The 23,684-nt window shown below is 41.2% G+C and carries 17 protein-coding genes; 16 read left to right on the top strand and 1 reads right to left on the bottom strand.

What is annotated here, in order from left to right:
- Positions 1-5 precede the first annotated feature (5 nt).
- The 12 genes from HMPREF9965_RS07090 to manA all read left to right on the top strand — a co-directional run bounded on the left by HMPREF9965_RS07090 (position 6) and on the right by manA (position 12,157).
- Entirely contained in the window at positions 6-1,124 is a 1,119-nt protein-coding gene (locus HMPREF9965_RS07090; RefSeq protein ID WP_000031187.1) for a cell division protein FtsQ/DivIB, read from the top strand.
- A gap of 189 nt (positions 1,125-1,313) precedes the next feature.
- Positions 1,314-2,015, top strand: coding sequence for an orotidine-5'-phosphate decarboxylase (gene pyrF / locus HMPREF9965_RS07085; protein WP_001209287.1), 702 nt, complete (start codon positions 1,314-1,316; stop codon positions 2,013-2,015).
- Positions 2,016-2,057: 42 nt separating this feature from the next.
- Positions 2,058-2,687, top strand: coding sequence for an orotate phosphoribosyltransferase (pyrE, locus tag HMPREF9965_RS07080; protein ID WP_000170980.1), 630 nt, complete (start codon positions 2,058-2,060; stop codon positions 2,685-2,687).
- Positions 2,688-2,813: 126 nt separating this feature from the next.
- The gene (locus HMPREF9965_RS07075; protein WP_001167200.1) at positions 2,814-3,209 is read left to right on the top strand and encodes a CopY/TcrY family copper transport repressor; all 396 of its coding nucleotides are present in this window, start codon (positions 2,814-2,816) and stop codon (positions 3,207-3,209) included.
- Between the two features lie 10 nt (positions 3,210-3,219).
- Positions 3,220-3,591, top strand: a complete 372-nt coding sequence (locus tag HMPREF9965_RS07070; RefSeq protein ID WP_000933321.1) for a cupredoxin domain-containing protein — start codon at positions 3,220-3,222, stop codon at positions 3,589-3,591.
- A gap of 9 nt (positions 3,592-3,600) precedes the next feature.
- Positions 3,601-5,823 carry a heavy metal translocating P-type ATPase gene (locus HMPREF9965_RS07065; protein ID WP_000136340.1) on the top strand — a complete coding sequence of 741 codons (2,223 nt, stop codon included), beginning with the start codon at positions 3,601-3,603 and terminating at the stop codon, positions 5,821-5,823.
- A gap of 210 nt (positions 5,824-6,033) precedes the next feature.
- Complete coding sequence (gene spxB / locus HMPREF9965_RS07060) at positions 6,034-7,809, top strand: pyruvate oxidase (protein WP_000191808.1); 1,776 nt, start codon at positions 6,034-6,036, stop codon at positions 7,807-7,809.
- A 110-nt stretch (positions 7,810-7,919) separates the two neighbouring features.
- Positions 7,920-8,267 carry a VOC family protein gene (locus HMPREF9965_RS07055; RefSeq protein WP_001052633.1) on the top strand — a complete coding sequence of 116 codons (348 nt, stop codon included), beginning with the start codon at positions 7,920-7,922 and terminating at the stop codon, positions 8,265-8,267.
- 216 nt (positions 8,268-8,483) lie between these two features.
- Complete coding sequence (locus HMPREF9965_RS07050) at positions 8,484-8,744, top strand: SemiSWEET family transporter (protein WP_001291474.1); 261 nt, start codon at positions 8,484-8,486, stop codon at positions 8,742-8,744.
- Between the two features lie 85 nt (positions 8,745-8,829).
- Positions 8,830-9,408: a DUF3592 domain-containing protein gene (locus HMPREF9965_RS07045; protein WP_000107757.1), complete on the top strand. Its 579-nt coding sequence runs from the start codon at positions 8,830-8,832 to the stop codon at positions 9,406-9,408.
- Positions 9,409-9,653: 245 nt separating this feature from the next.
- Entirely contained in the window at positions 9,654-11,093 is a 1,440-nt protein-coding gene (locus HMPREF9965_RS07040; protein ID WP_000136870.1) for a 6-phospho-beta-glucosidase, read from the top strand.
- Positions 11,094-11,212: 119 nt separating this feature from the next.
- A complete protein-coding gene (gene manA, locus HMPREF9965_RS07035) occupies positions 11,213-12,157 on the top strand; it encodes a mannose-6-phosphate isomerase, class I (RefSeq protein WP_001294310.1) in 945 nt (314 codons plus the stop codon).
- A gap of 40 nt (positions 12,158-12,197) precedes the next feature.
- On the opposite strand, the gene HMPREF9965_RS07030 is transcribed toward manA, so the two are convergent.
- The gene (locus tag HMPREF9965_RS07030) at positions 12,198-13,538 is read right to left on the bottom strand and encodes a sodium-dependent transporter (RefSeq protein ID WP_004269632.1); all 1,341 of its coding nucleotides are present in this window, start codon (positions 13,536-13,538) and stop codon (positions 12,198-12,200) included.
- Between the two features lie 253 nt (positions 13,539-13,791).
- Here HMPREF9965_RS07030 and HMPREF9965_RS07025 point away from each other — a divergent pair, with 253 nt between their 5' ends.
- The 4 genes from HMPREF9965_RS07025 (at position 13,792) to pabB (ending at position 23,531) form a co-directional block, all read left to right on the top strand.
- The gene (locus HMPREF9965_RS07025; RefSeq protein WP_000274798.1) at positions 13,792-14,532 is read left to right on the top strand and encodes a MerR family transcriptional regulator; all 741 of its coding nucleotides are present in this window, start codon (positions 13,792-13,794) and stop codon (positions 14,530-14,532) included.
- 243 nt (positions 14,533-14,775) lie between these two features.
- The gene (locus HMPREF9965_RS07020; RefSeq protein ID WP_000361604.1) at positions 14,776-15,339 is read left to right on the top strand and encodes a TIGR01440 family protein; all 564 of its coding nucleotides are present in this window, start codon (positions 14,776-14,778) and stop codon (positions 15,337-15,339) included.
- A gap of 2 nt (positions 15,340-15,341) precedes the next feature.
- Entirely contained in the window at positions 15,342-21,749 is a 6,408-nt protein-coding gene (locus HMPREF9965_RS07015) for a ZmpA/ZmpB/ZmpC family metallo-endopeptidase (protein WP_000746263.1), read from the top strand.
- A 66-nt stretch (positions 21,750-21,815) separates the two neighbouring features.
- On the top strand, positions 21,816-23,531 hold the full coding sequence (pabB, locus tag HMPREF9965_RS07010; protein WP_000554834.1) for an aminodeoxychorismate synthase component I: 1,716 nt from the start codon (positions 21,816-21,818) through the stop codon (positions 23,529-23,531).
- The last annotated feature ends 153 nt before the right edge of the window (positions 23,532-23,684 follow it).

The following is a 23,684-nucleotide window of genomic DNA, read 5'->3' as shown; positions in this document are numbered from 1 at the left end:
AATCAATGTCAAAGGATAAGAACAAAGAATCAAACCAGAAACAAGAATTGTCTGAATGGCAGAAACGAAACCAGGAATACCTGAAGAAGAAGGCTGAGGAAGAAGCTGCCCTAGCTGAGGAGAAGGAAAAGGAAAAACAAGCTCGAATGGGGAAAAACTCTAAGTCGTTAGAGGAAAGTAAGAAGTCATCAAGTGATTCCGACCAGAGCGAAACTGTTCCAGACAAGGAACCATCCGAAAAAGAAGAAAAATCTAAAAAGGATGATCCTAAAGTCAAAGAGGAAAAAGAGAAGAAGAAAAAAGAAAAACCAGAAAAACCTGCCAAGCCTAAAATTGCGCCTGTTCATATTTGGCGAGCTGTGAGTATCTTGGTACCGAGTGTTCTGGTTCTTCTCCTTTCTATCTATCTCTTGACCCCTCTTTCGACTATCAAGCATATCGAGGTTAAGGGCAATGTCCAGACTCAAGCGGATGACATTAAACAGGTTTCTGGCATTCAGGATAGTGACTATACCTTGTCTTTGTTATGGAACAAGGAGAAGCACGCTGAGAAGATCAAGTCTAATCACTGGATAGAGTCAGCAAAGATTGACTACAAATTTCCGACAAACTTTACGATTGAAGTCAAAGAGTTTGAGATTGTTGGCTACTATGTGACAGGTGAAGACCACTATCCAATCCTATCTAGTGGAACAATTGACTCAAGCCCTGTCAACCTTTTGAACCTGCCTGAGACCTACCTAACAGTCACCTTTAACGATGAGCAGCAGGTGAAGGATTTGATAACGGGTCTTTCTAGCATCAGTGAGGATATAAAGAGTCAAATCCAGAAGATCGAACTAGCTCCAAGTAAAGCAACTGCCGATCTTTTAAAAATTACCATGCTGGACACAGATGAGATTTTGGTTCCCTTGTCAGAGTTGAGTAAGAAATTGCCTTATTACAGCAAAATCAAGCCACAGTTAACAGAACCGAGCTTCATCGATATGGAGGCAGGAATTTATAGTACCAGCCTAGCTGATAAACGTTTAGAAGAAGCTGAGGAAAAGGCTAAACAAGAAGCTAAAGAAGCAGAGAAGAAAAAACAGGAAGAAAAAAAAGCTGAAGAAAAGAAACAAGAATAAGAATCTTCAGTTTTTACTTGACAAGTGTCGTTATAAATAATAGAATAGTAGAAAACTTTTAAAGCAGTCCAGAGAGGCAGCTAAGGTTAGACAGTGAAAGGGTGGAAACTACCCGTTTTTCGTGGAACCTAGCTGCTAGCAGGTTCCTTTTTTTTGCAATGGACTGTTAACAAAGAATAGGAGAAAAGAATGCGTGAGAGTCGCCCAGTCATTGCTCTGGATTTTCCAAGTTTCGAGGAAGCCAAAGAATTTTTAGCCCTTTTTCCAGCAGAGGAAAAACTCTATGTCAAGGTAGGAATGGAAATCTACTATGCAGTAGGGCCCGAAGTTGTGCGTTATTTGAAATCATTGGGACATAGTGTTTTTTTGGATCTCAAGTTGCATGATATTCCAAATACAGTCAAGTCAACCATGAAAATCTTGTCAAGTCTGGGTGTCGATATGACCAATGTTCAGGCTGCAGGTGGACTTGAGATGATGCAGGCTGCGCGTGAAGGCCTTGGTGATCAAGGGATTCTTATCGCGGTGACCCAATTGACCTCAACATCCGAGGAACAGATGCAAGACTGTCAAAATATCCAAACTAGTCTGCAAGAATCAGTGATTCACTATGCTAAGAAAACAGCTGAAGCTGGATTGGATGGAGTGGTTTGCTCAGCCCAAGAAGCCCAACTCATCAAGGAGGCGACAAACGAAGATTTTATCTGCTTGACACCAGGTATTCGACCAGCAGGTGCTGAAGCAGCGGATCAAAAACGCGTAGTGACCCCTGGTCAGGCCTATCAAATCGGTAGTGACTACATTGTAGTAGGCCGTCCTATCACACAGGCAGAAGATCCTGTAGCAGCCTACCATGCTATCAAGGAAGAATGGACACGCGACTGGGTCTAAAGCGTATTTGATTATAGATTTAAGGATAAGAAGGAGTATACCATGACACTTGCTAGAGACATTGCTAGCCATCTATTGAAAATTCAAGCAGTTTATCTCAAACCAGAAGAGCCTTTCACTTGGGCATCTGGGATCAAGTCACCTATCTATACAGATAACCGCGTGACTCTGGCTTACCCAGAAACTAGAACCTTGATTGAAAATGGTTTTGTGAATGCTATCAAAGTAGCCTTTCCAGAGGTTGAAGTGATTGCAGGAACTGCGACAGCAGGGATTCCACACGGAGCTATCATCGCGGACAAGATGAACCTACCATTTGCTTATATCCGTAGCAAACCAAAAGACCACGGAGCCGGAAACCAAATCGAAGGCCGTGTAGCCCAGGGGCAAAAAATGGTAATTGTAGAAGACCTGATCTCAACTGGTGGTTCAGTTCTCGAAGCGGTAGCAGCTGCCAAGCGTGAAGGAGCAGATGTTCTCGGTGTCGTAGCTATTTTTAGCTATCAACTAGCAAAAGCAGATAAGAACTTTGCAAACGCAGGCGTGAAACTGGTGACTCTCTCAAACTACAGCGAGCTCATCCACTTAGCTCAAGAAGAAGGTTATATCACACCAGAGGGATTAGCTCTCTTAAAACGATTCAAAGAAGACCAAGAAAATTGGCAAGGATAGAGAAACTCATTTCTTAGATTTTGATGGAACTGATGCATAGCATCAGTTCTTTTTAGTTGACAAATGTAGATTTTCGGAGTATACTAATAACTGTAATCGACAAATGTAGATTTAGGAGGTGTGATTATGCAGATTTCAGATGCAGAATGGCAGGTCATGAAGATTATTTGGATGCAAGGAGAGCAGACCAGTACGGATTTGATCAGGGTTCTGGCGGAGCGGTTCGACTGGTCCAAGTCGACCATTCAAACTCTTTTGGCTCGTTTGGTTGAGAAAGAGTGTCTGACAAGGAAAAAAGAAGGCAAGTTCTTTGTCTATTCAGCCCTTTTAACTTTGGACCAAAGTCGGGATTTACTTGTCCAAGATATCAAGGACAAGGTTTGTTCTCGTAGGATTAAGAACTTGTTGGCTGATTTGATTGTCGAATGTGATTTTACTTTGACTGATCTGGCAGACTTGGAAGCTGTGATTTCTGAAAAGAAAGCCAGGGCAGTTGCTGAAGTAAAATGTAATTGTATGTAAAGGAGACGCTATGTTAAATCTATTTGTATCTATTGTTGTTTTAGGAATGATTGCTTTTATCCTCTTTTGGTTTTTCAAAAAACCGCAAGAAGATGCTAAGAGAGCTCAGCAAAAGAATGGCTATCAAGAAATTCGAGTGGAGGTCATGGGAGGATATACTCCAGAAACCATTATCCTCAAAAAATCGCAACCTGCTCGCATTATTTTTGATCGAAAAGATCCTTCACCTTGCTTGGATCAAATCGTTTTTCCAGACTTTGGAGTGCATGCAGATCTGCCTATAGGAGACCAATATGTGGTTGAAATCACACCTGAAGAAGCAGGTGAGTATGGTTTCTCTTGTGGCATGAATATGATGCACGGTAAGATGATTGTAGAATAGGAGAATATTATGACTGAAATTGTAAAAGCAAGCCTTGAAAATGGTGTTCAAAAAATCCGTATCACGGCAGACAAAGGCTACCATCCAGCCCACATTCAACTGCAGAAAGGGATTCCTGCTGAGATTACCTTTCATCGTGTGACACCATCAAACTGTTATAAAGAAGTTCTCTTCGAAGAAGAAGGGATCCTAGAACCAATCGGCGTAGATGAGGAGAAAGTCATTCGCTTTACTCCTCAAGAATTGGGTGAGCATGAATTTTCATGTGGCATGAAGATGCAAAAGGGGAGTTATACCGTAGTTGAGAAGACTCGAAAATCTCTATCACTTTTACAGCGTTTTTGGATTACTAGTATCTTTACTGTGCCTCTTGTGATTCTCATGATTGGGTTGTCGACAGGAGGAATTAGTCACCAAGTCATGCTTTGGGGAACTTTCTTAGCTACGACACCCATTATGTTGGTATCTGGAGTTCCTTATATCAGAAGTGCTTGGGCTAGCTTTAAAAAACATAACGCCAACATGGATAGTTTGGTAGCTCTAGGAACCTTGGTAGCTTATGTCTATAGTTTAGTTGCCCTCTTCACTGGTTTGCCTGTTTATTTTGAAATTGCAGGATTTCTCCTCTTTTTCATTCTTTTAGGTGCAGTATTTGAAGAACGCATGCGCAAAAACGCTTCGCAAGCAGTCGAAAAATTATTAGACCTACAAGCAAAAACAGCAGAGGTTTTGCGTGATGATGTTTATGTTCAAATACCTCTAGAACAAGTCAAAGTTGGGGATCTCATTCGCGTTCGACCAGGTGAAAAAATTGCCGTTGATGGTATTGTTTTAGAAGGTGAAACTAGTATTGATGAGTCAATGGTGACTGGGGAAAGTATTCCAGTAGATAAGTCTGCTGGTGATACTGTCATTGGTTCAACCATCAATAATAGTGGTACGATCATCTTTAGAGCTGAAAAAGTTGGTTCTGAGACTATGTTGGCTCAGATTGTGGACTTTGTGAAGAAAGCGCAAACGAGTCGTGCTCCTATTCAAGATTTGACCGACAAGATTTCTGGGATTTTTGTACCAGCAGTTGTCATTTTAGGACTTCTTACTTTTTGGGTCTGGTTTGTTTTACTTGGAGATAGCTTTGTGACTTCTCTTCTTTATGGAGTAGCAGTTTTGATAATTGCCTGTCCTTGTGCACTAGGACTCGCGACACCGACAGCACTCATGGTTGGAACAGGACGAAGTGCCAAAATGGGGGTTCTTCTCAAAAATGGTACAGTTCTACAGGAAATCCAAAAAGTCCAAACGGTTGTTTTTGATAAGACAGGAACCTTGACCGAAGGGAAGCCAGTAGTGACAGATGTTGTCGGAGATGAAGGAGAAGTGATCAGCTTGGCTGCTTCACTGGAAGATGTATCTCAACACCCGCTAGCTCAAGCTATTGTTAATCGTGCATCTGAACTAGGAATTAGCCTTTACCCAGTGGAAAACTTCCAAGCCTTGCATGGAAAAGGTGTGACTGGGATTATTAATGGTAAACAAGTTTTGCTGGGGAATGCTAAGCTCTTAGCTGACCTTGCTATTCCACATGATTATCAAGAACGATTTGATTTGCTTGAGAAAGAAGCAAAAACAGTTGTCTTCCTATCCGTGGATGGTCAGTTAAAAGGCTTAATTGCCTTGCAGGATGTCCCTAAGGAAAATGCTCGAGAAGCTATTGCTAAATTGAAAAAACGTGGTCTTAGAACGGTCATGCTTACCGGAGATAATGCTGGAGTAGCGCATGCGATTGCAGAGCAAATTGGAATTGAAGAAGTGATTGCAAATGTCTTGCCAGAGGAAAAGGCACATGAAATTCACAAGCTTCAAAAGAATGGTAAACTTGCCTTTGTTGGAGATGGCATCAATGATGCGCCAGCCCTCAGTGTAGCGGATGTCGGAATTGCCATGGGCTCTGGGACAGATATTGCCATTGAATCCGCAGATCTTGTCCTTACAACCAACAATTTACTAGGATTGGCACGTGCTTTTGATATGAGTAAGAAGACCTTTAATCGTATTCTACTCAATCTTTTCTGGGCTTCTATCTATAACCTCATTGGTATTCCGATTGCAGCAGGAGTTTTTTCTGGTATTGGTCTGGTGCTCAACCCAGAACTGGCAGGTCTAGCCATGGCCTTTAGCTCTGTATCTGTTTTGATCAGTTCACTCATGCTAAACTTTACTAAGATAGACTAAAAGCGGTGGACACCGCTTTTTTATTATAAAACAGTTTTGTAGAGCGTTTTCAGTCTGTGCTGTAATAGAGAATGAAAACTTCTGAGCACATTCTTAGGATACTCAAAGTAAATGTGGTAAATTAGGATTGTAAATTTACTGAATCGCTTTCAAACAACATATAAAAGCGCTTTTTGTAAATGTATGAAATTATTTTGAAGGAGAGTTATTATGACTCAAGGGAAAATTACTGCATCTGCAGCAATGCTCAACGTATTGAAGACATGGGGCGTAGACACTATCTATGGTATCCCATCAGGAACACTCAGCTCACTCATGGATGCTTTGGCTGAAGACAAAGATATCCGCTTCTTGCAAGTTCGCCACGAAGAAACAGGTGCTCTTGCAGCGGTTATGCAAGCTAAATTCGGCGGCTCAATCGGGGTTGCAGTTGGTTCAGGTGGTCCAGGTGCGACTCACTTGATTAACGGTGTTTACGATGCAGCTATGGATAACACTCCATTCCTTGCTATCCTTGGATCACGTCCAGTTAACGAACTCAACATGGATGCCTTCCAAGAATTGAACCAAAACCCAATGTACAACGGTATCGCTGTCTACAACAAACGTGTCGCTTATGCTGAGCAATTGCCAAAAGTAATTGACGAAGCTTGCCGTGCTGCAGTTTCTAAAAAAGGTCCAGCTGTTGTTGAAATCCCAGTAAACTTCGGTTTCCAAGAAATCGACGAAAACTCATACTACGGTTCAGGTTCATACGAACGTTCATTCATCGCTCCTGCCTTGAACGAAGTTGAAATCGACAAAGCAGTTGAAATCTTGAACAATGCTGAACGCCCAGTTATCTACGCTGGTTACGGTGGTGTTAAAGCTGGTGAAGTGATTACTGAATTGTCACGTAAAATCAAAGCACCAATCATCACAACTGGTAAAAACTTTGAAGCTTTTGAATGGAACTATGAAGGTTTGACAGGTTCTGCTTACCGTGTTGGTTGGAAACCAGCCAACGAAGTGGTCTTTGAAGCAGACACAGTTCTTTTCCTTGGTTCAAACTTCCCATTTGCTGAAGTTTACGAAGCCTTCAAGAACACTGAAAAATTCATCCAAGTTGACATCGACCCATACAAACTTGGTAAACGTCATGCCCTTGACGCTTCAATCCTTGGTGACGCAGGTCAAGCAGCTAAAGCTATCCTTGACAAAGTAAACCCAGTTGAGTCTACTCCATGGTGGCGTGCAAACGTTAAGAACAACCAAAACTGGCGTGATTACATGAACAAACTCGAAGGTAAAACTGAGGGTGAATTGCAATTGTACCAAGTTTACAATGCAATCAACAAACATGCTGATCAAGACGCTATCTACTCAATCGACGTAGGTGACACTACTCAAACATCTACTCGTCACCTTCACATGACACCTAAGAACATGTGGCGTACATCTCCACTCTTTGCGACAATGGGTATTGCCCTTCCTGGTGGTATCGCTGCTAAGAAAGACAATCCAGATCGCCAAGTATGGAACATCATGGGTGACGGTGCATTCAACATGTGCTACCCAGACGTGATCACAAACGTTCAATACGACCTTCCAGTTATCAACGTTGTCTTCTCAAATGGTAAATATGCCTTCATCAAGGACAAATACGAAGACACAAACAAACACTTGTTTGGTTGTGACTTCCCTAATGCTGACTATGCGAAAATCGCTGAAGCTCAAGGAGCTGTTGGATTTACAGTTGATCGTATCGAAGACATCGACGCAGTTGTTGCAGAAGCTGTGAAACTCAATAAAGAAGGTAAAACTGTTGTGATCGATGCTCGCATCTCTCAACACCGTCCGCTTCCAGTAGAAGTACTTGAATTGGATCCAAAACTTCACTCAGAAGAAGCAATCAAAGCCTTCAAGGAAAAATACGAAGCAGAAGAACTCGTACCATTCCGCCTCTTCTTGGAGGAAGAAGGATTGCAATCACGCGCAATTAAATAATTCTTCTCGTCGAAAATCAAATTTTAAATTTGTAGACTTTATTCTATGATTTTCTTAGAGAGGAACTTGAAAAGATCGGAGCAGTCCGGTCTTTTTGTGGAGGATAGTAAATGAATTTAAATCAATTAGATATTATCGCTTCAGATGTTCCCCAGGTCTGTGCTGACTTGGAGCATATTTTGGATAAAAAGTCAGACTATGTTGATGACGGTTTTGCTCAGTTTACGATTGGCAGTCATTGTCTTATGTTGTCCCAAAATCATTTGATTCCTTTGGAAGATTTTCAGTCAGGAATCATTCTTCACATCGAGGTTGAGGATCTAAATCAGAACTACCAACGATTGAAAGAAATTGGTGTCGAGATTTTACACGGCCCAGCTTTAACCGATTGGGGGACAGAATCCTTGCTTGTAAAAGGTCCAGCTGGTTTAGTGATTGATTTTTATCGTATGAAATAGGGCGCGTAGTCATTTGACGTTAACCTTAGCTATTTTTAAAACAGAAATTGAGGATGTGAATTATTAAAAGATCGGAGTAATCCGGTCTTTTTCTGTTTCCTCTTCTTATCACAAGATTGTGATAGTTTACATCTTCATAACAAAAGCTTCAAAGTCTTGATTGTTTTGAAAAAAGATTATAAAATATGATTCATAAAAATGAAAGAGGTTTTGAAGATGTCTGAAAAACAAATGAAAATTTTGGGTTGGGTAGCGACCTTTATGTCCGTTATGATGTATGTGTCTTACTTCCCACAAATCATGAACAATCTGGCAGGTCAAAAAGGAAACTTCATCCAACCCTTGGTTGCAGCCATCAACTGTAGTCTTTGGGTTTACTACGGCTTGTTCAAAAAGGAAAGAGATATTCCACTTGCAGCTGCTAATGCACCGGGTATCGTCTTTGGTCTAGTAACGGCTATCACGGCTTTGGTTTAAAAAGTTTAAAATAGTTAGTATTCTTGTATCCTTTTTTATATTCTGTTAAAATAGAAGCCTAACGAAAGTTTAGGAGTGAATCAAGATGTCGACGAGTTTCTTTTTATTATTTGGCTGTATGATATTAGCGTTTGCTGCCTTTACGTATTTTATGTTCAATGAGTTGATTTTTAGTAGTTATTTAGATGATAAAAAATGTACTGAAAAAACTGAAGGAAAAATCACAAGATATTCTGCATTTCTTTATAACGATGTTAGTCTCCCAGTTGTAGAATATACTGTTGACGGGAATCAGTATAAGGTAGTGGGACCAAAATTTCTTTCTAGCGTATCAAAAACAGTTGCAACACCACTTAATTCTATCGTTTCTGAAGTAAAGTTGGAAGGTTTCGATAATGGAGAAATTCCACAAGTGTTAAGGTATCAGGTACGGCGAAATAGTTTCATTTCTGTAACAAAATCACCACTTATGGAGCGCTTCCCAATCGGCGGAAAGGTTACTGTTTACTATGATCCGAACAAACCTAAACTTTCTTACGTGGAAAGACCATTAAAGCCAGGTCGCTTTTTATGGCTGACTAAATTATCAGTCTATCTTCTTATCCTAATGATGCTTGCTTCAGCTGTTTACATCATATTTGTTCTTCCAAATCTTGTCAAATAGAAATTGATTATTTTGTTCTCAAGCTCAACTTTCCATCATACGGTTCTATATTTATACATAGAATCGTTTTTTGCTGAAGAAATCTTTGAAGAGGATTTCTTTAAAAAATCGAACCCTGAAAATTTGTCGGATTAAATGGGATCATATAATAGTATCATTATTCCGCAGTATTTCACAAGTAAAGGTCTGGATATTGGGGTATAATATAAGTAAATGAAGCAGTAAATAAGAAAGTGGATAGAGATATGACTGAAAAACTAACTTTTCCAGAAGGATTCCTCTGGGGTGGTGCTACGGCAGCTAATCAATGTGAGGGTGCTTATAATCAGGACGGTCGTGGTCTTGCTAATGTGGATGTGGTACCGATCGGTCCAGACCGTGAGGCCATTATCACAGGTCAGAAAAAGATGTTTTCTTTTGAGGAGGGCTATTTTTACCCAGCAAAGGAAGCCATTGATATGTACCATCATTACAAGGAAGATATTGCGCTTTTTGCAGAAATGGGATTTAAAACCTATCGACTTTCCATCGCTTGGACTCGGATTTTTCCTAAGGGAGATGAAGCAGAGCCAAATGAAGCTGGTCTAGCCTTTTATGAGGATTTGTTTAAGGAGTGCCACAAGCATGGGATCGAGCCACTGGTGACCATCACGCATTTCGATTGCCCCGTGCACTTAATCAGGGAGTACGGTGGTTGGCGCAACAGTCGTATGTTGGACTTTTACGCAAATCTTTGTCGCACCCTCTTTACCCGTTACAAGGGCTTGGTCAAGTACTGGCTCACCTTCAACGAAATCAATATGATTCTGCATGCCCCCTTTTTAGGAGCAGGAATTTGTTTTGAAGAGGTAGAAAATCAAGAACAGGTCAAATACCAAGCAGCCCACCATGAGTTGGTAGCTTCAGCCCTTGCGACTAAGATTGCCCACGAAATTGACCCAGAAAACAAGGTGGGATGTATGTTGGCAGCAGGGCAATACTATCCCAACACTGCCCATCCGAGAGACTACTGGGCAGCCATGGAAGAAGACCGCAAGAGTTACTTCTTCATTGACGTCCAAGTGCGTGGTGAATACCCAAACTATGCCAAGAAGCAGTGGGAGCGTGAGGGAATTAAGATTGAAATGACGACAGAAGATTTGGACCTGTTAAAGAATCACACTGTTGATTTTGTTTCTTTCTCTTACTATGCGAGCCGAGTGGCTTCAGGCGATCCAGAAATGACGGATCTGACAGCTGGAAATGTCTTTGCCTCTATCAAAAACCCTTATCTGGAATCCTCAGAATGGGGTTGGCAGATTGACCCACTGGGGCTTCGTATCACTCTTAATGCCATCTGGGATCGTTATCAAAACCCCATGTTCATCGTAGAAAATGGACTCGGTGCTATGGATACGCCAGATGAAAATGGCTATGTAGCGGATGACTATCGGATTGCTTACTTAGAGGCCCACATCAAGGCTATGCGAGATGCTATTTACCAAGATGGCGTTGAATTGCTTGGTTATACGACCTGGGGCTGTATTGATCTGGTTTCGGCTGGAACAGGCGAAATGAACAAGCGCTATGGATTTATCTATGTGGATCGTGATAATGCAGGTCAAGGAAGTCTCAAACGAAGCAAGAAGAAATCCTTCTACTGGTACAAGGATGTCATTGCCAGCAATGGTGCAAGTATTAAGTAGAGCACATTTGTTCACTATTTTTATAAAATCTTCTCTCTACTTTATAAGATGTGAAAAAGAGTTCAATAAGACCAAGCTTTTTGCTATAATGAGGGAAGAAAAATAGACAGGAGAATAAGATGTCAGAACCATTATTTTTACAATCAGTTATGCAAGAAAAAATCTGGGGTGGAACCAAGCTACGTGATGAGTTTGGCTATGACATTCCAAGTGAAAAAATCGGAGAATACTGGGCCATCTCTGCTCACCCCAATGGGGTTTCTAAGGTAGCAAATGGTCGCTACGAGGGTACAGATCTAGCTACATTGTATGCAGAACACCGTGAATTGTTTGGCAATCGTCCAGAACCTGTGTTTCCACTTTTGACTAAGATTCTCGATGCCAACGACTGGCTCAGTGTCCAAGTTCACCCAGACGATGCTTACGGACTCGAGCATGAAGGCGAACTTGGAAAAACAGAGTGCTGGTACATTATCGCTGCGGAGGAAGGTTCAGAGATTATCTATGGCCACAATGCCAAGTCAAAAGAAGAACTCTGCCAGCAAATTGAGGATAAGAACTGGGATGCCTTGCTGACAAAAGTGCCAGTTAAGGCTGGAGATTTCTTCTATGTACCAAGTGGCACCATGCACGCTATCGGGGCGGGTATCTTGATTCTTGAAACCCAGCAGTCTAGCGATACCACCTACCGTGTCTATGACTTTGACCGCAAGGACGACAAGGGCAACTTGCGTGAACTTCACCTTGAAAAATCTATCGATGTTTTAAACATTGGAGAGCCTGCAAATAGCCGTCCTGTCACTGTCAAAGCAGATGATCTACGTTCCACTCTCCTTGTATCCAATGAATTCTTTGCAGTTTACAAGTGGGAAATTACTGGAAAAGTTGACTTTGAAAAGACAGCTGACTACAGCTTGTTTAGCGTCTTGGCTGGTCAAGGTCAACTTACTGTTGACGGAAAAAACTATCCAATCCAAAAAGGCAGTCACTTTATCCTACCAAGTGATGTTGAAGCTTGGACCCTAGAAGGGCAAGGCTTGGAATTGATTGTTAGCCATCCATAAAAAAGAAAGGGCCTGAGTTCATTACTCAAGTCCTTTTTGATTACATAAATTGGGCTATAAAAACCACGATGATGATAATAGGAATGATAAAACGAAGGAGGAAGAGCCAGACTTGGAAAAGTCCTTGTTTCCAGGCTCGTTCATCAAGATGCAATTCTTCCATAGCAAGAGCTTTCCTAAAGATGTAGCCTGTAAAGAGTGAAAGGCAGAGGGCACCAAAGGGCATGAGGAGATTGGAAACCAAGAAATCCATGGCATCAAAGAAGGTTTTACCCAAAATGTGAACATCTGCCATAACACCGTAAGATAGGGCTGAAGGAATTCCGAAAACAAAGGTCAAGATTCCTAAAATGGCACTCCACTTAGCCCGCTTGCTGTTGTCCTGATTGGTGATATTGCCCACATTGATTTCCAGCATCACGACTGAAGAAGTGACTGTCGCAAAAAGGAAGAGCAAGAGGAAAAGGATGTAGAAAATGGTTCCAAAGGGCATCTTGTCAAAGAGTTGAGGCAAGACGATAAAGAGCAGGCTTGGTCCCCCTTCAGACTGGATATTGAAGGCTGACATGGCTGGGAAAATGGCTAGACCTGCCATGATGGATACTGAGATGTTCATGGCTACAATGGAAATCCCTGATTGGACCAGATTAGTTTTCTTGTCCAAGTAAGAAGCATAGGTCAGCATGGCTGTCACCCCTAGTGAGAGGGCAAAGAAAGATTGTCCCAGAGCATAGAGGAGACCAGCGCTAGTTAGTTTTGAAAAATCTGGTTTGAGGAAGTAGAGAACGCCTTCCATGGCATTTGGCAAGCTGAGAGAGCGACCGATGATAACAACAAAGATGATAAAGAGCAGGGGCATCATGACTTTCGAAGCTCTTTCGATCCCTTTTTGAACCCCACGTGATACAATAAAGATATTCAATAAGATAAAGACTGCTTGAGCTCCTAGGGCAATGGCTGGATTTGAAATGATTGAAGTAAATAACTGAGCATAATCACCCGTTCCACCAAGTTGGAACAATTTCCCAAACTCAATACCCAGATAGACTAGAATCCATCCTCCAATAACACTGTAAAAGGAGAGAAGGATAAAGAGGGCAAAGGCACCAATCCAACCGATAAAGTTATACTTGTTATTGTTGCCAAGTTTTCCAAAGGTTCTGATAGCGGAAATGCCAGCACTACGACCAAGGGCAAATTCAGCAAGCAGGAGCGGGAAACCGATTAAAATGGTAGAAATAAGAAAGACTAGTAAAAAGCCTCCACCGCCATTAGCAGCAGTCATGTAGGGAAACTTCCAAACGGCACCAAGCCCGATGGCTGAGCCAGCAGATGCTAGAATAAAGCCAAGTTTCGAGCCCCATTGCGATTTTTCTGACATAGTTGAAACTCCAATCTCCTTTTTTAAAATAAGAAAAGGCTACTTGAGTTGTCAAATAGCCTTCTCTCAATGGCTCTCTATGAGCCTTCTGTTTGATTGATAGACTTGACTATCCTATCATGTTTTCAAAGGTCTGTCAAGAAAACCATTTTCAAGTTTTCACACCTTTCTCAAAAAGTTAAAAATTTTTCTCAAAAACGCTTGACTCTGACCTAAGGGGAGGGGTTATACTATTTCTTGTAAGGAGGAAATCATGTACCATATAAAAGAAGCTGCGCAGCTTTCAGGTGTCTCTGTCAAGACTCTGCACCACTACGATAAGATAAGACTCTTGGTTCCCTTAAAGTCGGAAAACGGCTATCGAACCTACAGTCAAGAGGATTTGGAACGCCTTCAAGTCATTCTTTACTACAAATATCTAGGCTTTTCTTTAGAAAAAATAGCAGAGCTGTTAAAGGGAGAAAGGACAGATTTATTGCCTCATTTGACCAGGCAGTTGGACTATCTAACTCGAGAAAGGCAACATCTGGATACCTTGATTTCCACCTTGCAAAAAACCATTCAAGAACAAAAAGGAGAAAGAAAAATGACGATTGAGGAAAAATTCACTGGATTCAGCTATCAAGACAATCAAAAATACCACCAAGAGGCGGTAGAGAAATATGGTCAAGAAGTCATGGACCAGGCTCTCGAACGCCAAAGTGGTAGAGAAGATGAGGCTACGGCTGCCTTTAACCAAGTTTTTCAAGCTTTGGCTCAAAACCTTAAAAATGGACTAGCTGCAACAGCGACCGAAAACCAAGAGCAAGCAGCTAAGCTCTTGCAAGCCCTTCGTACTTATGGGTTTGACTGCTCTATAGAGGTATTTGGCCATATCGGTAAAGGCTACGTCTACAACCCAGAGTTTAAGGAAAATATTGACAAATTTGGAACTGGAACAGCCCAGTACACATCGGATGTCATTGCCCACTATGTTCAAACTCAGATAAAATAAGCATCGCTGGAGATTTGTCCTGCTCCGCTAAAAAAACTAAATCTTATGTTTAACTTTTTTAGGGAGCAGGTCATTTTAGTTGTTACTTTTTTGAAAATCATCCTTGTCCCAGACTCTTTACTTTGTTACTAAAAGAAAATCCTTCTTTAAAGTTTTTGTAGTGACAACTCTGAGTGATTAGTTCGCCTTGATAAAATCAGTAAAAAAAGATATGATAGTAGGAGAAAAATGAGGTTAAAAGTGATGGACAAAAGTAGAATTAAAACAGAAACACAGCAGGTAATTGAAGATGTTTTGGAAAAGGCTGGATTGCGTGAAGGAAGCCTCTTTGTCCTAGGTTTATCCTCTAGTGAAGTTTTAGGCGGCCATATTGGCAAGGAATCCAGCCAAGAAATTGGCGAAATCATTGTGAAGACGATTTTAGATGTCCTCGAAGGGAAAGGAATTCATCTAGCTGTTCAAGGTTGTGAGCATGTCAATCGGGCCCTCGTTGTTGAGCGTCAAGTGGCGGAGCAGTTTGGTCTGGAAATCGTCAGTGTCCTTCCAACTCTTCATGCAGGCGGTTCAGGTCAGTTGGCGGCCTTCAAGTTTATGCAGGATCCAGTTGAGGTGGAATTTATCAAGGCCCATGCTGGATTGGATATCGGAGATACTGCGATTGGCATGCATGTCAAGCATGTTCAGGTCCCGATTCGTCCCGTACTGCGTGAAATTGGGCATGCACATGTAACAGCTCTAGCTAGTCGTCCCAAACTAATCGGAGGTGCGCGTGCGCAGTATCCACAAGATTCTATTAGAAAGATGTGAGAATGAAAAAAAGAAAAGAACAGTTTCAAAAAAACCTAAAGTATTCTATTCGTAAATTGACTGTTGGAGTTGGTCCTGTAGCAATCGGGGCCTTTCTTGTTGGTGCTAGTTTGTTATCAGCTGGTAGAGTCCAAGCAGATGAGTTAGCTGAAGTGAATTCAGTCCATTACCGTTATCTGGCGGAGCAAGAATTAACCGAATCTGAAAAAGCCTTGATTCATCATGAAGTTCCTACAGAATTTCAAGATGAAGATATCATTTATGTCGTTTATCGCAAGAAGGCAACTAACAGTCAACAACTTCCCTATACAGGAAGTAAAGAATTTGCTTTAGCAGGTCTTGGTCTTGCAACAGCATCTTTAGCTGTTTTTTTGGTGTCTAAAAAACATCGTCGGAAAGTTCTTGGAGTGCTTTTGATTAGTTCTCTTGGTGTCAGCAATTTCATTCCTTTTGCTACTTTTGCCTTTGAGAATAAAGAATTACTTTCTTACAATCAAACGATCTCGGCCTCTTCAAATGAAGAATTAGCGAAAGGTGTGATCGATATTGAAGGATATGAGTATATTGGTTATTTTAAAGGAACTGACATAAAAGTAGCTGGTTTCTCTAAAAGAGGGAAGCTCCTCGATCAAGATAGTTTGCCAGCGTACACTGGCAAGCTTGAAAGCAAGGGCACTCAGGAGTCTGGTAAAGAAGGCGACTCCCTCGTTCGAGATAGTTTGCCAGCCTATACTGAAAAGCTTGAAAGCAAAGGCACTCAGGAAGCTGGCAAGGAAGGTCAATCCCTTGTTCAAGATAGTTTGCCAACGTATACTGGAGAACTTGAAAGCAAGGGTACCCAAGAAGTAGGTAAAGAAGGCGACTCCCTTATCCAAGATAGTTTGCCAGCGTATACTGGCAAGCTTGAAAGCAAGGGCACTCAGGAAGTAGGTAAAGAAGGTGATTCCCTTGTCCAAGATAGTTTACCAGCCTATACTGAGAAACTTGAAAGTAAAGGTAGCCAGGAAGAAGGCAAAGAGGGTCAATCGCTTGTTCAAGACAGTTTGCCAGCCTATACTGGAAAACTTGAAAGCAAGGGCACTCAAGAAGAAGGCAAAGAGGGTCAATCCCTTGTCCAAGATAGTTTGCCAGTGTATACTGGAAAACTTGAAAGCAAAGGTACTCAGGAGTCTGGTAAAGAAGGCGAGTCCCTTGTCCAGGATAGTTTGCCAGCCTATACTGAAAAACTTGAAAGCAAAGGTACTCAGGAATCTGGTAAGGAAGGCGACTCCCTTATTCAAGATAGTTTGTCAGCCTACACTGAAAAGCTTGAAGCTAAAGGGACTCAGGAGCCAGACAAAGAGGGTCAATCTCTAATTCAAGATAGTTTACCAGCCTATACTGGAAAACATGAAAGTAAGGGTACCCAAGAAGAAGGCAAAGAGGGTCAATCCCTTGTCCAAGATAGTTTACCAGCCTATACTGAAAAGCTTGAAGCTAAAGGGACTCAGGAGCCAGGCAAAGAGGGTCAATCTCTAATTCAAGATAGTTTGCCAGCCTACACTGAAAAGCTTGAAAGTAAGGGTACCCAGGAAACTGGTAAGGAAGGTGACTCCCTTGTTCAAGATAGTTTGCTAGCCTATACTGAAAAACTTGAAGGCAAAGGTACTCAGGAAACTGGTAAGGAAGGTCAATCACTAATTCAAGATAGTTTGCCAACGTATACTGGGAAACTTGGGAGCAAAGGTACACAAGAACCCGGCAAGGAAGGTGACTCCCTTGTTCAAGAGGACCTTTCAGAATATACAGTAACTGAAGAAACAATTACTAAAGACACAATCGCAGAGATTGACTACCAGACGGAAATCATTGATGATCCTACAAAGTACACTAATGAAGAAACAGTGGTTCAAAACGGTGAAAAAGGGATCCAAGTTACCAAAACGACTTATAAAACTGTCGAAGGTGTTGAGACTGACCAAGTTTTAAATACAACAACCACTGTCATCAAAGAACCAGTCACTAAAAAAATAAGCCGTGGTACGAAACCAATAGAAGGAACTCTTGTAGAAGAAAGTCTTGAAAAAATTCCGTTTAAAGAGATAGTCGAAGAAGACGCGCAATTGAAAAAGGGCGATAAAGTTACGGTCCAAGAAGGAAAAGACGGTCAGAAAAAGGTTATCAAAACCTACAAGATCATCAAAGGAATCAAGACGCAGGAAGCGCCTGAAATTCTTGAACAGGTCATCGAGTTAGCCCAAGACCGTATTGTTAAACTAGGTACCAAAAACTTCGAAAAGCCAGTGCTGACTTTTTCAAGGGTTGATATTCAGGATTTGAAACGCTCATCTCAGATTCACTATAATCTGGAAAATCCAAGTAAGGCAGCGATTAAATCGATCACTTTAACCCTGAAAAAAGGCGACGAAGTCGTCAAAACCATGACGGTTTCACCGGATAACTTGACTGCAACTCTAACAGATCTGCAGTATTACAAGGATTATAAACTCGAAACAAAAATGGTTTATGATCGTGGCGAAGGAAACGAGGAAGAAATTCTCAAAGAAGAACCACTGAGAATTGATTTAAAAAAGGTTGAAGTTAAAAATATAAAAGAAACAAGCCTCATAAGTGTTGACGACAATGGCGTGGAAACGGATAGTAGCTTCTTAACTTCTGTTCCAAGTGATGTAAGGCCTTACTATCTAAAAATTGCTACACGTGATAATAAGGTGACGCGTCTTGCGATTGACAAAATTGAAGAAGTGACAGTTGATGGGAAAACACTTTATAAGGTCACTGCCAAAGCGCCTGACCTCGTTCAGCATACAGATGGTAACCAGCTCAGTGAGGAATACATCTATTACTTTGCCAAACAAAAAACTCATGAGGAGAATGTCTACTACGATTTCAATGAACTTGTAAAAGCTATGCAGGCCAATCCATCTGGTGAATTTAAAATTGGTGCGGACTTGAATGCGGTCAATGTTCCTGCAGCTGGTAAATCATATGTAACGACGAAGTTCCGAGGCAAGCTATCAAGTGTGGACGGTCAGCGATACACGATTCATAACTTGGAACGTCCACTATTAGGTGATACCGAAGGCGCCCACATCCATGACCTTAACCTTGGTAAGGTAAACATTCATATGCCATGGGCAAATAGAGTTGCTCCCTTGGCTGCTGTTGTAAAAAGCATAACGATCAATAATGTGAAAGTAACGGGTACAGTTGTTGGAAATAATGACGTATCAGGTTTGATCAATAAAATTGATAATAACGGTAGATTAACAAATGTGGCATTCATTGGTAAGCTTCATGCTGGTGGGAATCAAGGCGCCTTTCTTGCTGGAATTGTTGGAGAAAACTGGAAAGGTTCTGTTGAGAAGGCCTATGTTGATGCACAGATAACAGGTAATAAAGCGAAAGTTGCAGGTATCGCCTATTGGTCACAAAATGGTGGGGACAACCATGCAGTTTATCGGGACGGAGCCATTAAAAAATCTGTAGCTAAAGGTACTATCGATGTGAGAGAACCGATTAGCGCGGGCGGTGTTGTAGGCAGTACAAATGCCTTGGGCTCCGTTGAAGATACTGTTTCAATGATGAAAGTTAAGAACGGTGAGATTTTCTATGGCTCATCTGATATTGATGATGATCCTTATTGGACAGGTGACCGTTTAAATCGAAACTTTGTTGTTACTGGTGTGAGTGAAGGAAAATCTTCATATAAATATTCTAAACAACAGCATCGTATTAAGTCTATTTCGCAAGAAGAAGCAGACAAGAAAATTGCTGCTCTGGGAATCACAGCGCATGAGTATGAAATCAATGAGCCTGTTGTAGATAAATTAAACCGTTTGACACACCGTGAAGATGAGTACAAGGCCATTCAAGACTACAGAGCTGACCGCGAACTTGCCTATCGCAATATTGAAAAATTACAACCATTCTATAATAAGGAGTGGATTGTCAATCAGGCTAATAAACTAGATGCTAGCTCAAACTTGGTGACCAAAGAAGTCCTTTCTGTTACTGGTTTGAAGAATGGACAGTTTGTAACAGACTTGTCAGCTATTGATCAGATCATGATTCACTATGCTGATGGTACCAAAGAAGAATTGGCCGTTACTGCCAAAGCTGACTCTGATGTAAAACAAGTCAAAGAGTACGAAGTGACCAACCAGAATATTGTTTATACGCCAAATATGCTAGTGAAAGATCGTGCTGGTTTGATTGCAAAGGCAAAAGAAACATTATCCAGTGTAGAATTGATTTCTCCTGAAGTGCGCGCTCTTATGGACAAGCGGAACAAACCGCAAGAAAACACGGATGAACGAAAAAATGGCTACATTCGTGATTTATTCTTAGAAGAAAGTTTTGATGAAGTAAAACAAAATCTTGGAAACTTGGTGAAACAAATTGTTGAAAATGAAGATCATCAACTAAATGATGATGAAGCTGCTCAACGTGCTTTCATTAAGAAAGTTGAAGACAATAAGGCCAACATTATGATGGGGTTTGCTTATTTGAACCAATACTATGGCATTAAATATGATGGATTGTCGATCAAAGATATTATGATGTTTAAACCAGATTTTTATGGTAAGAACGTGAATGTCTTAGATCGCTTGATCACTATCGGCTCAAAAGAGAACAATCTTAAGGGTGACCAATCCCAAGATGCGTATAGTCGAGTGATTGCAGGTGCTACAGGTAAAGGAAGCCTTCATGAGTTTCTAACATATAACATGAAATTGTTTACAAATGAAACCGATATGAATGTTTGGTTTAAAAAGGCAATTGAAAAGAATGCTTATGTGGTAGAACAGCCATCATTGAACCCCGATTTTGCTCATAAGAAGTATCGTCTATATGAAGGGATTAATAATGGCGTGCATGGTCGGATGATTCTGCCTTTATTAAACCTGAAGAACTCGCATCTCTTCATGATTTCGACCTATAATACCATTTCTTTCAGTGCTTTTGAAAAATATGGTAAAAATACTGAGGAAGCTCGTGAAGCTTTCAAGAGTGAAATCAATAAGAGAGCAAAAGAGCAGGTGAACTACTTAGACTTTTGGTCAAAATTAGCTGCCGATAATGTACGCAATAAGCTCCTCAAGAGTGAAAATAGTGTTCCAACACCTGTTTGGGATAATCATGATGCGCCGGGTATCGGTTGGGCAAACCGATATGGTCACAAGGATGGGAAACCAGATTATGCTCCGATTCGAGAGTTCTTTGGACGGATCCATAAATATCATGGCTATCAGTATGGATATGGTGCTTACGCCTATATCTTTGCCGCTCCAAATCAGCAAGATGCTGTCTACTTTGTTATGACAGAGTTGATAAGTGATTTTGGTACATCGGCTTTTACGCATGAAACGACTCACGTGAATGATCGTATGGCTTACTATGGTGGTTGGTATCATCGTGAAGGGACGGACTTAGAGTCCTTTGCGCAAGGTATGCTCCAGTCACCATCGTTGACAAATCCAAATGGTGAATACGGCGCCTTAGGTTTGAACATGGCTTATGAACGTCAGAATGATGGCAATCAAATCTACAATTATGATCCAAATAAGTTAAAAAACCGTGAAGAAATTGATCACTATATGAAGAACTATAACGAGGCTCTGATGATGCTGGACCATCTAGAAGCAGATGCAGTTATTGGAAAACATTTGGACGACAACAGTAAGTGGTTCAAAAAGATGGACCGAGAATGGCGTACGAACGCTGAGCGAAACAATCTGAAAGGCGAGCCACATCAATGGGATAAATTACGTGATTTAACGGATAATGAGAAGAAATTGACGATTACGAGCATTGATCAATTGGTTGATCATAACTTCGTTACAAAACATGGTATGCCAGGGAATGGACGTTATCGTTCGGAAGGTTTTGACAGTGCTTACCAAACCGTAAATATGATGTCGGGTATCTTTGGTGGTAATACTAGCAAGAGTACAGTTGGTTCGATTTCATTCAAACATAATGCTTTCCGTATGTGGGGATACTATGGTTATCTTAACGGATTTATTGGTTACGCTTCAAACAAATATAAGGCGGAAGCTAGCAAGGAAAACAAAGGGTTGTTGGGTGATGACTTCATTATCAAGAAAGTCTCTGATGGCCAATTTGATACTCTTGAATCATGGAAGAAACATTGGTATAAAGAAGTCTATGACAAAGCTCAAAACGGCTTCACTACAATCGAAATCAATGGCAGATCTATCTCTACTTATGCTGAGTTGAAGTCCTTATTTGATGAAGCTGTTCAAAAAGACCTAGATAGCATGGAAAATCCAAATATAAAGAATCATTATAAAAATACTGAAGATCTTAAATGGAAGGTTTACAAACAGCTCCTTCAAAAATCAGATGGATTCTCTGGAGATTTATTCGCCAAAACATCGTTATAAAGTCGAAATGACTAAAAAGGTGGATCAGCTTAAGCTGCATCTGCCTTTTTGTGCTATACTAAAGGTATGCATAGAAAAACAGTGATTGATTTTAGGGCTTTGGGGGAGAGATACACCTTCACTCAGCCTATCAAAGAGTTAAAAACGAGAGATTTAGCAGAAGTGGCAGACTTGCTGGCACAAGTGGAAAGCTACCAAGAGCAAGGCTACTATGTAGTGGGCTATGTCAGCTACGAGGCTGCACCTGCATTTGAGGAGAAATTAGCAGTTCATAAGACTCCCTTACTTGCAGAGTACCTGCTATATTTTACAGTTCATGATAGGGTGGAAATATCGTCTATTCCTCTGGCTTATGAGGAAATAGATCTGCCTTCAAGGTGGCAGGAAGAAACATCTGCAGAGAACTATGAAGAGGCTATTGCCCAAATTCACCATCATTTGCGTCAGGGAGACACCTATCAGGTCAATTACACTGTCCAACTCAAGCAAGATTTAAGTGCCAATCCTTTTGCCATCTACAATCGCATGGTGGTAGAGCAGGAGGCGGGCTACAATGCCTATGTTAAACACGATGAGATGGCAGTGATTTCCATGAGCCCAGAGCTCTTTTTTGAGCAAAATGACCGGGAATTGACAACGCGACCAATGAAGGGAACAACCCAGCGGGGAGTGACTGACCAAGAAGACCTTGCCCAAGCTAGCTGGTTGGAGCAGGATCCTAAAAATTGCTCTGAAAATATGATGATTGTAGACCTCTTGCGCAACGATATGAACCGTATTTCTGAAGTTGGAAGTGAGCATGTAGAACGTCTGTGTCAGGTGGAGCAATATTCAACCGTTTGGCAGATGACTTCGACCATCAAGAGTCAGTTGCGAGCAGATATGGACTTGGTTGCCATTTTTCGTTCTCTCTTTCCTTGTGGTTCCATAACGGGAGCTCCGAAAATTGCGACCATGGAAATCATCAAGAACTTGGAGCCACAACCCAGAGGAGTTTACTGCGGAACGATTGGTATCTTGCTTCCAAATGGGCGACGAATTTTCAATGTCGCCATTCGAACCATTCAACTGCATCAAGGGAAAGCCATCTATGGAGTGGGTGGCGGCATTACATGGGATAGTACTTGGGAATCTGAATACCGAGAAGTTCATCAAAAAGCAGCTGTACTCTATCGTAAACAAGCACGTTTCCAATTGATTACAACTGGGAAAATCAGCCAGAAGAGTTTGCTGTTTGAAGAGCAACATTTGGAAAGACTGACAAAGGCGAGTCGTTATTTTGCCTATCCTTTTGATCCGAAAAACCTGAGACAAAAGATAGAGGAAGAGTGCAAAGTTTGTGATATTAATCAAGACTACCGTTTGCGAATTAGTCTCAGCAAATCTGGAGAGCTGGAACTCAGTCGCCAAGTATTAACACCCCTCAGTCAAAGTTTCTGTCAGGCTAAACTCTGTTTACAGGAAGCGGATTTACAGCAAGCATTTACCTACTTCAAAACCACTCACAGACCGCATTTGAGTATAGGGGAGCAAGAGAAGATTTACCACAATAAGTCAGGAGAACTGCTTGAGACCTCCATTGGAAATCTGGTTCTGAAAATTGCCGGAAAATTCTATACACCGCCTATCAGACTAGGAATTTTGCCAGGAATCTACCGCCAGCATTTGCTAGAAACAGGACAGGTAGAGGAAAAAGTCTTGACTTTGGCAGACTTGAACCAAGCAGAAGCTGTATTCGGCTGTAATGCGGTCAGAGGCTTGTATGAGTTGGAAGTGATATAACTATGGATTTTTCAATTAAGTTTTAGATTTATTTCTGAATATTTAATATTTGATTTGAAAGCAAAATAAAGTATATGGTATACTATAGGTATAAATCGTTAAAATAATGGAGATTTTTATGAAAAAATCAAAAAAATTTTAGTAACCAGCTTA

The organism is Streptococcus mitis bv. 2 str. SK95 (genome assembly GCF_000222705.1).
Classification (GTDB): domain Bacteria; phylum Bacillota; class Bacilli; order Lactobacillales; family Streptococcaceae; genus Streptococcus; species Streptococcus mitis_AY.
The sequence above is the reverse complement of the archived record's forward strand: the minus strand, read 5'-3'. Positions and strand labels throughout refer to the sequence as shown.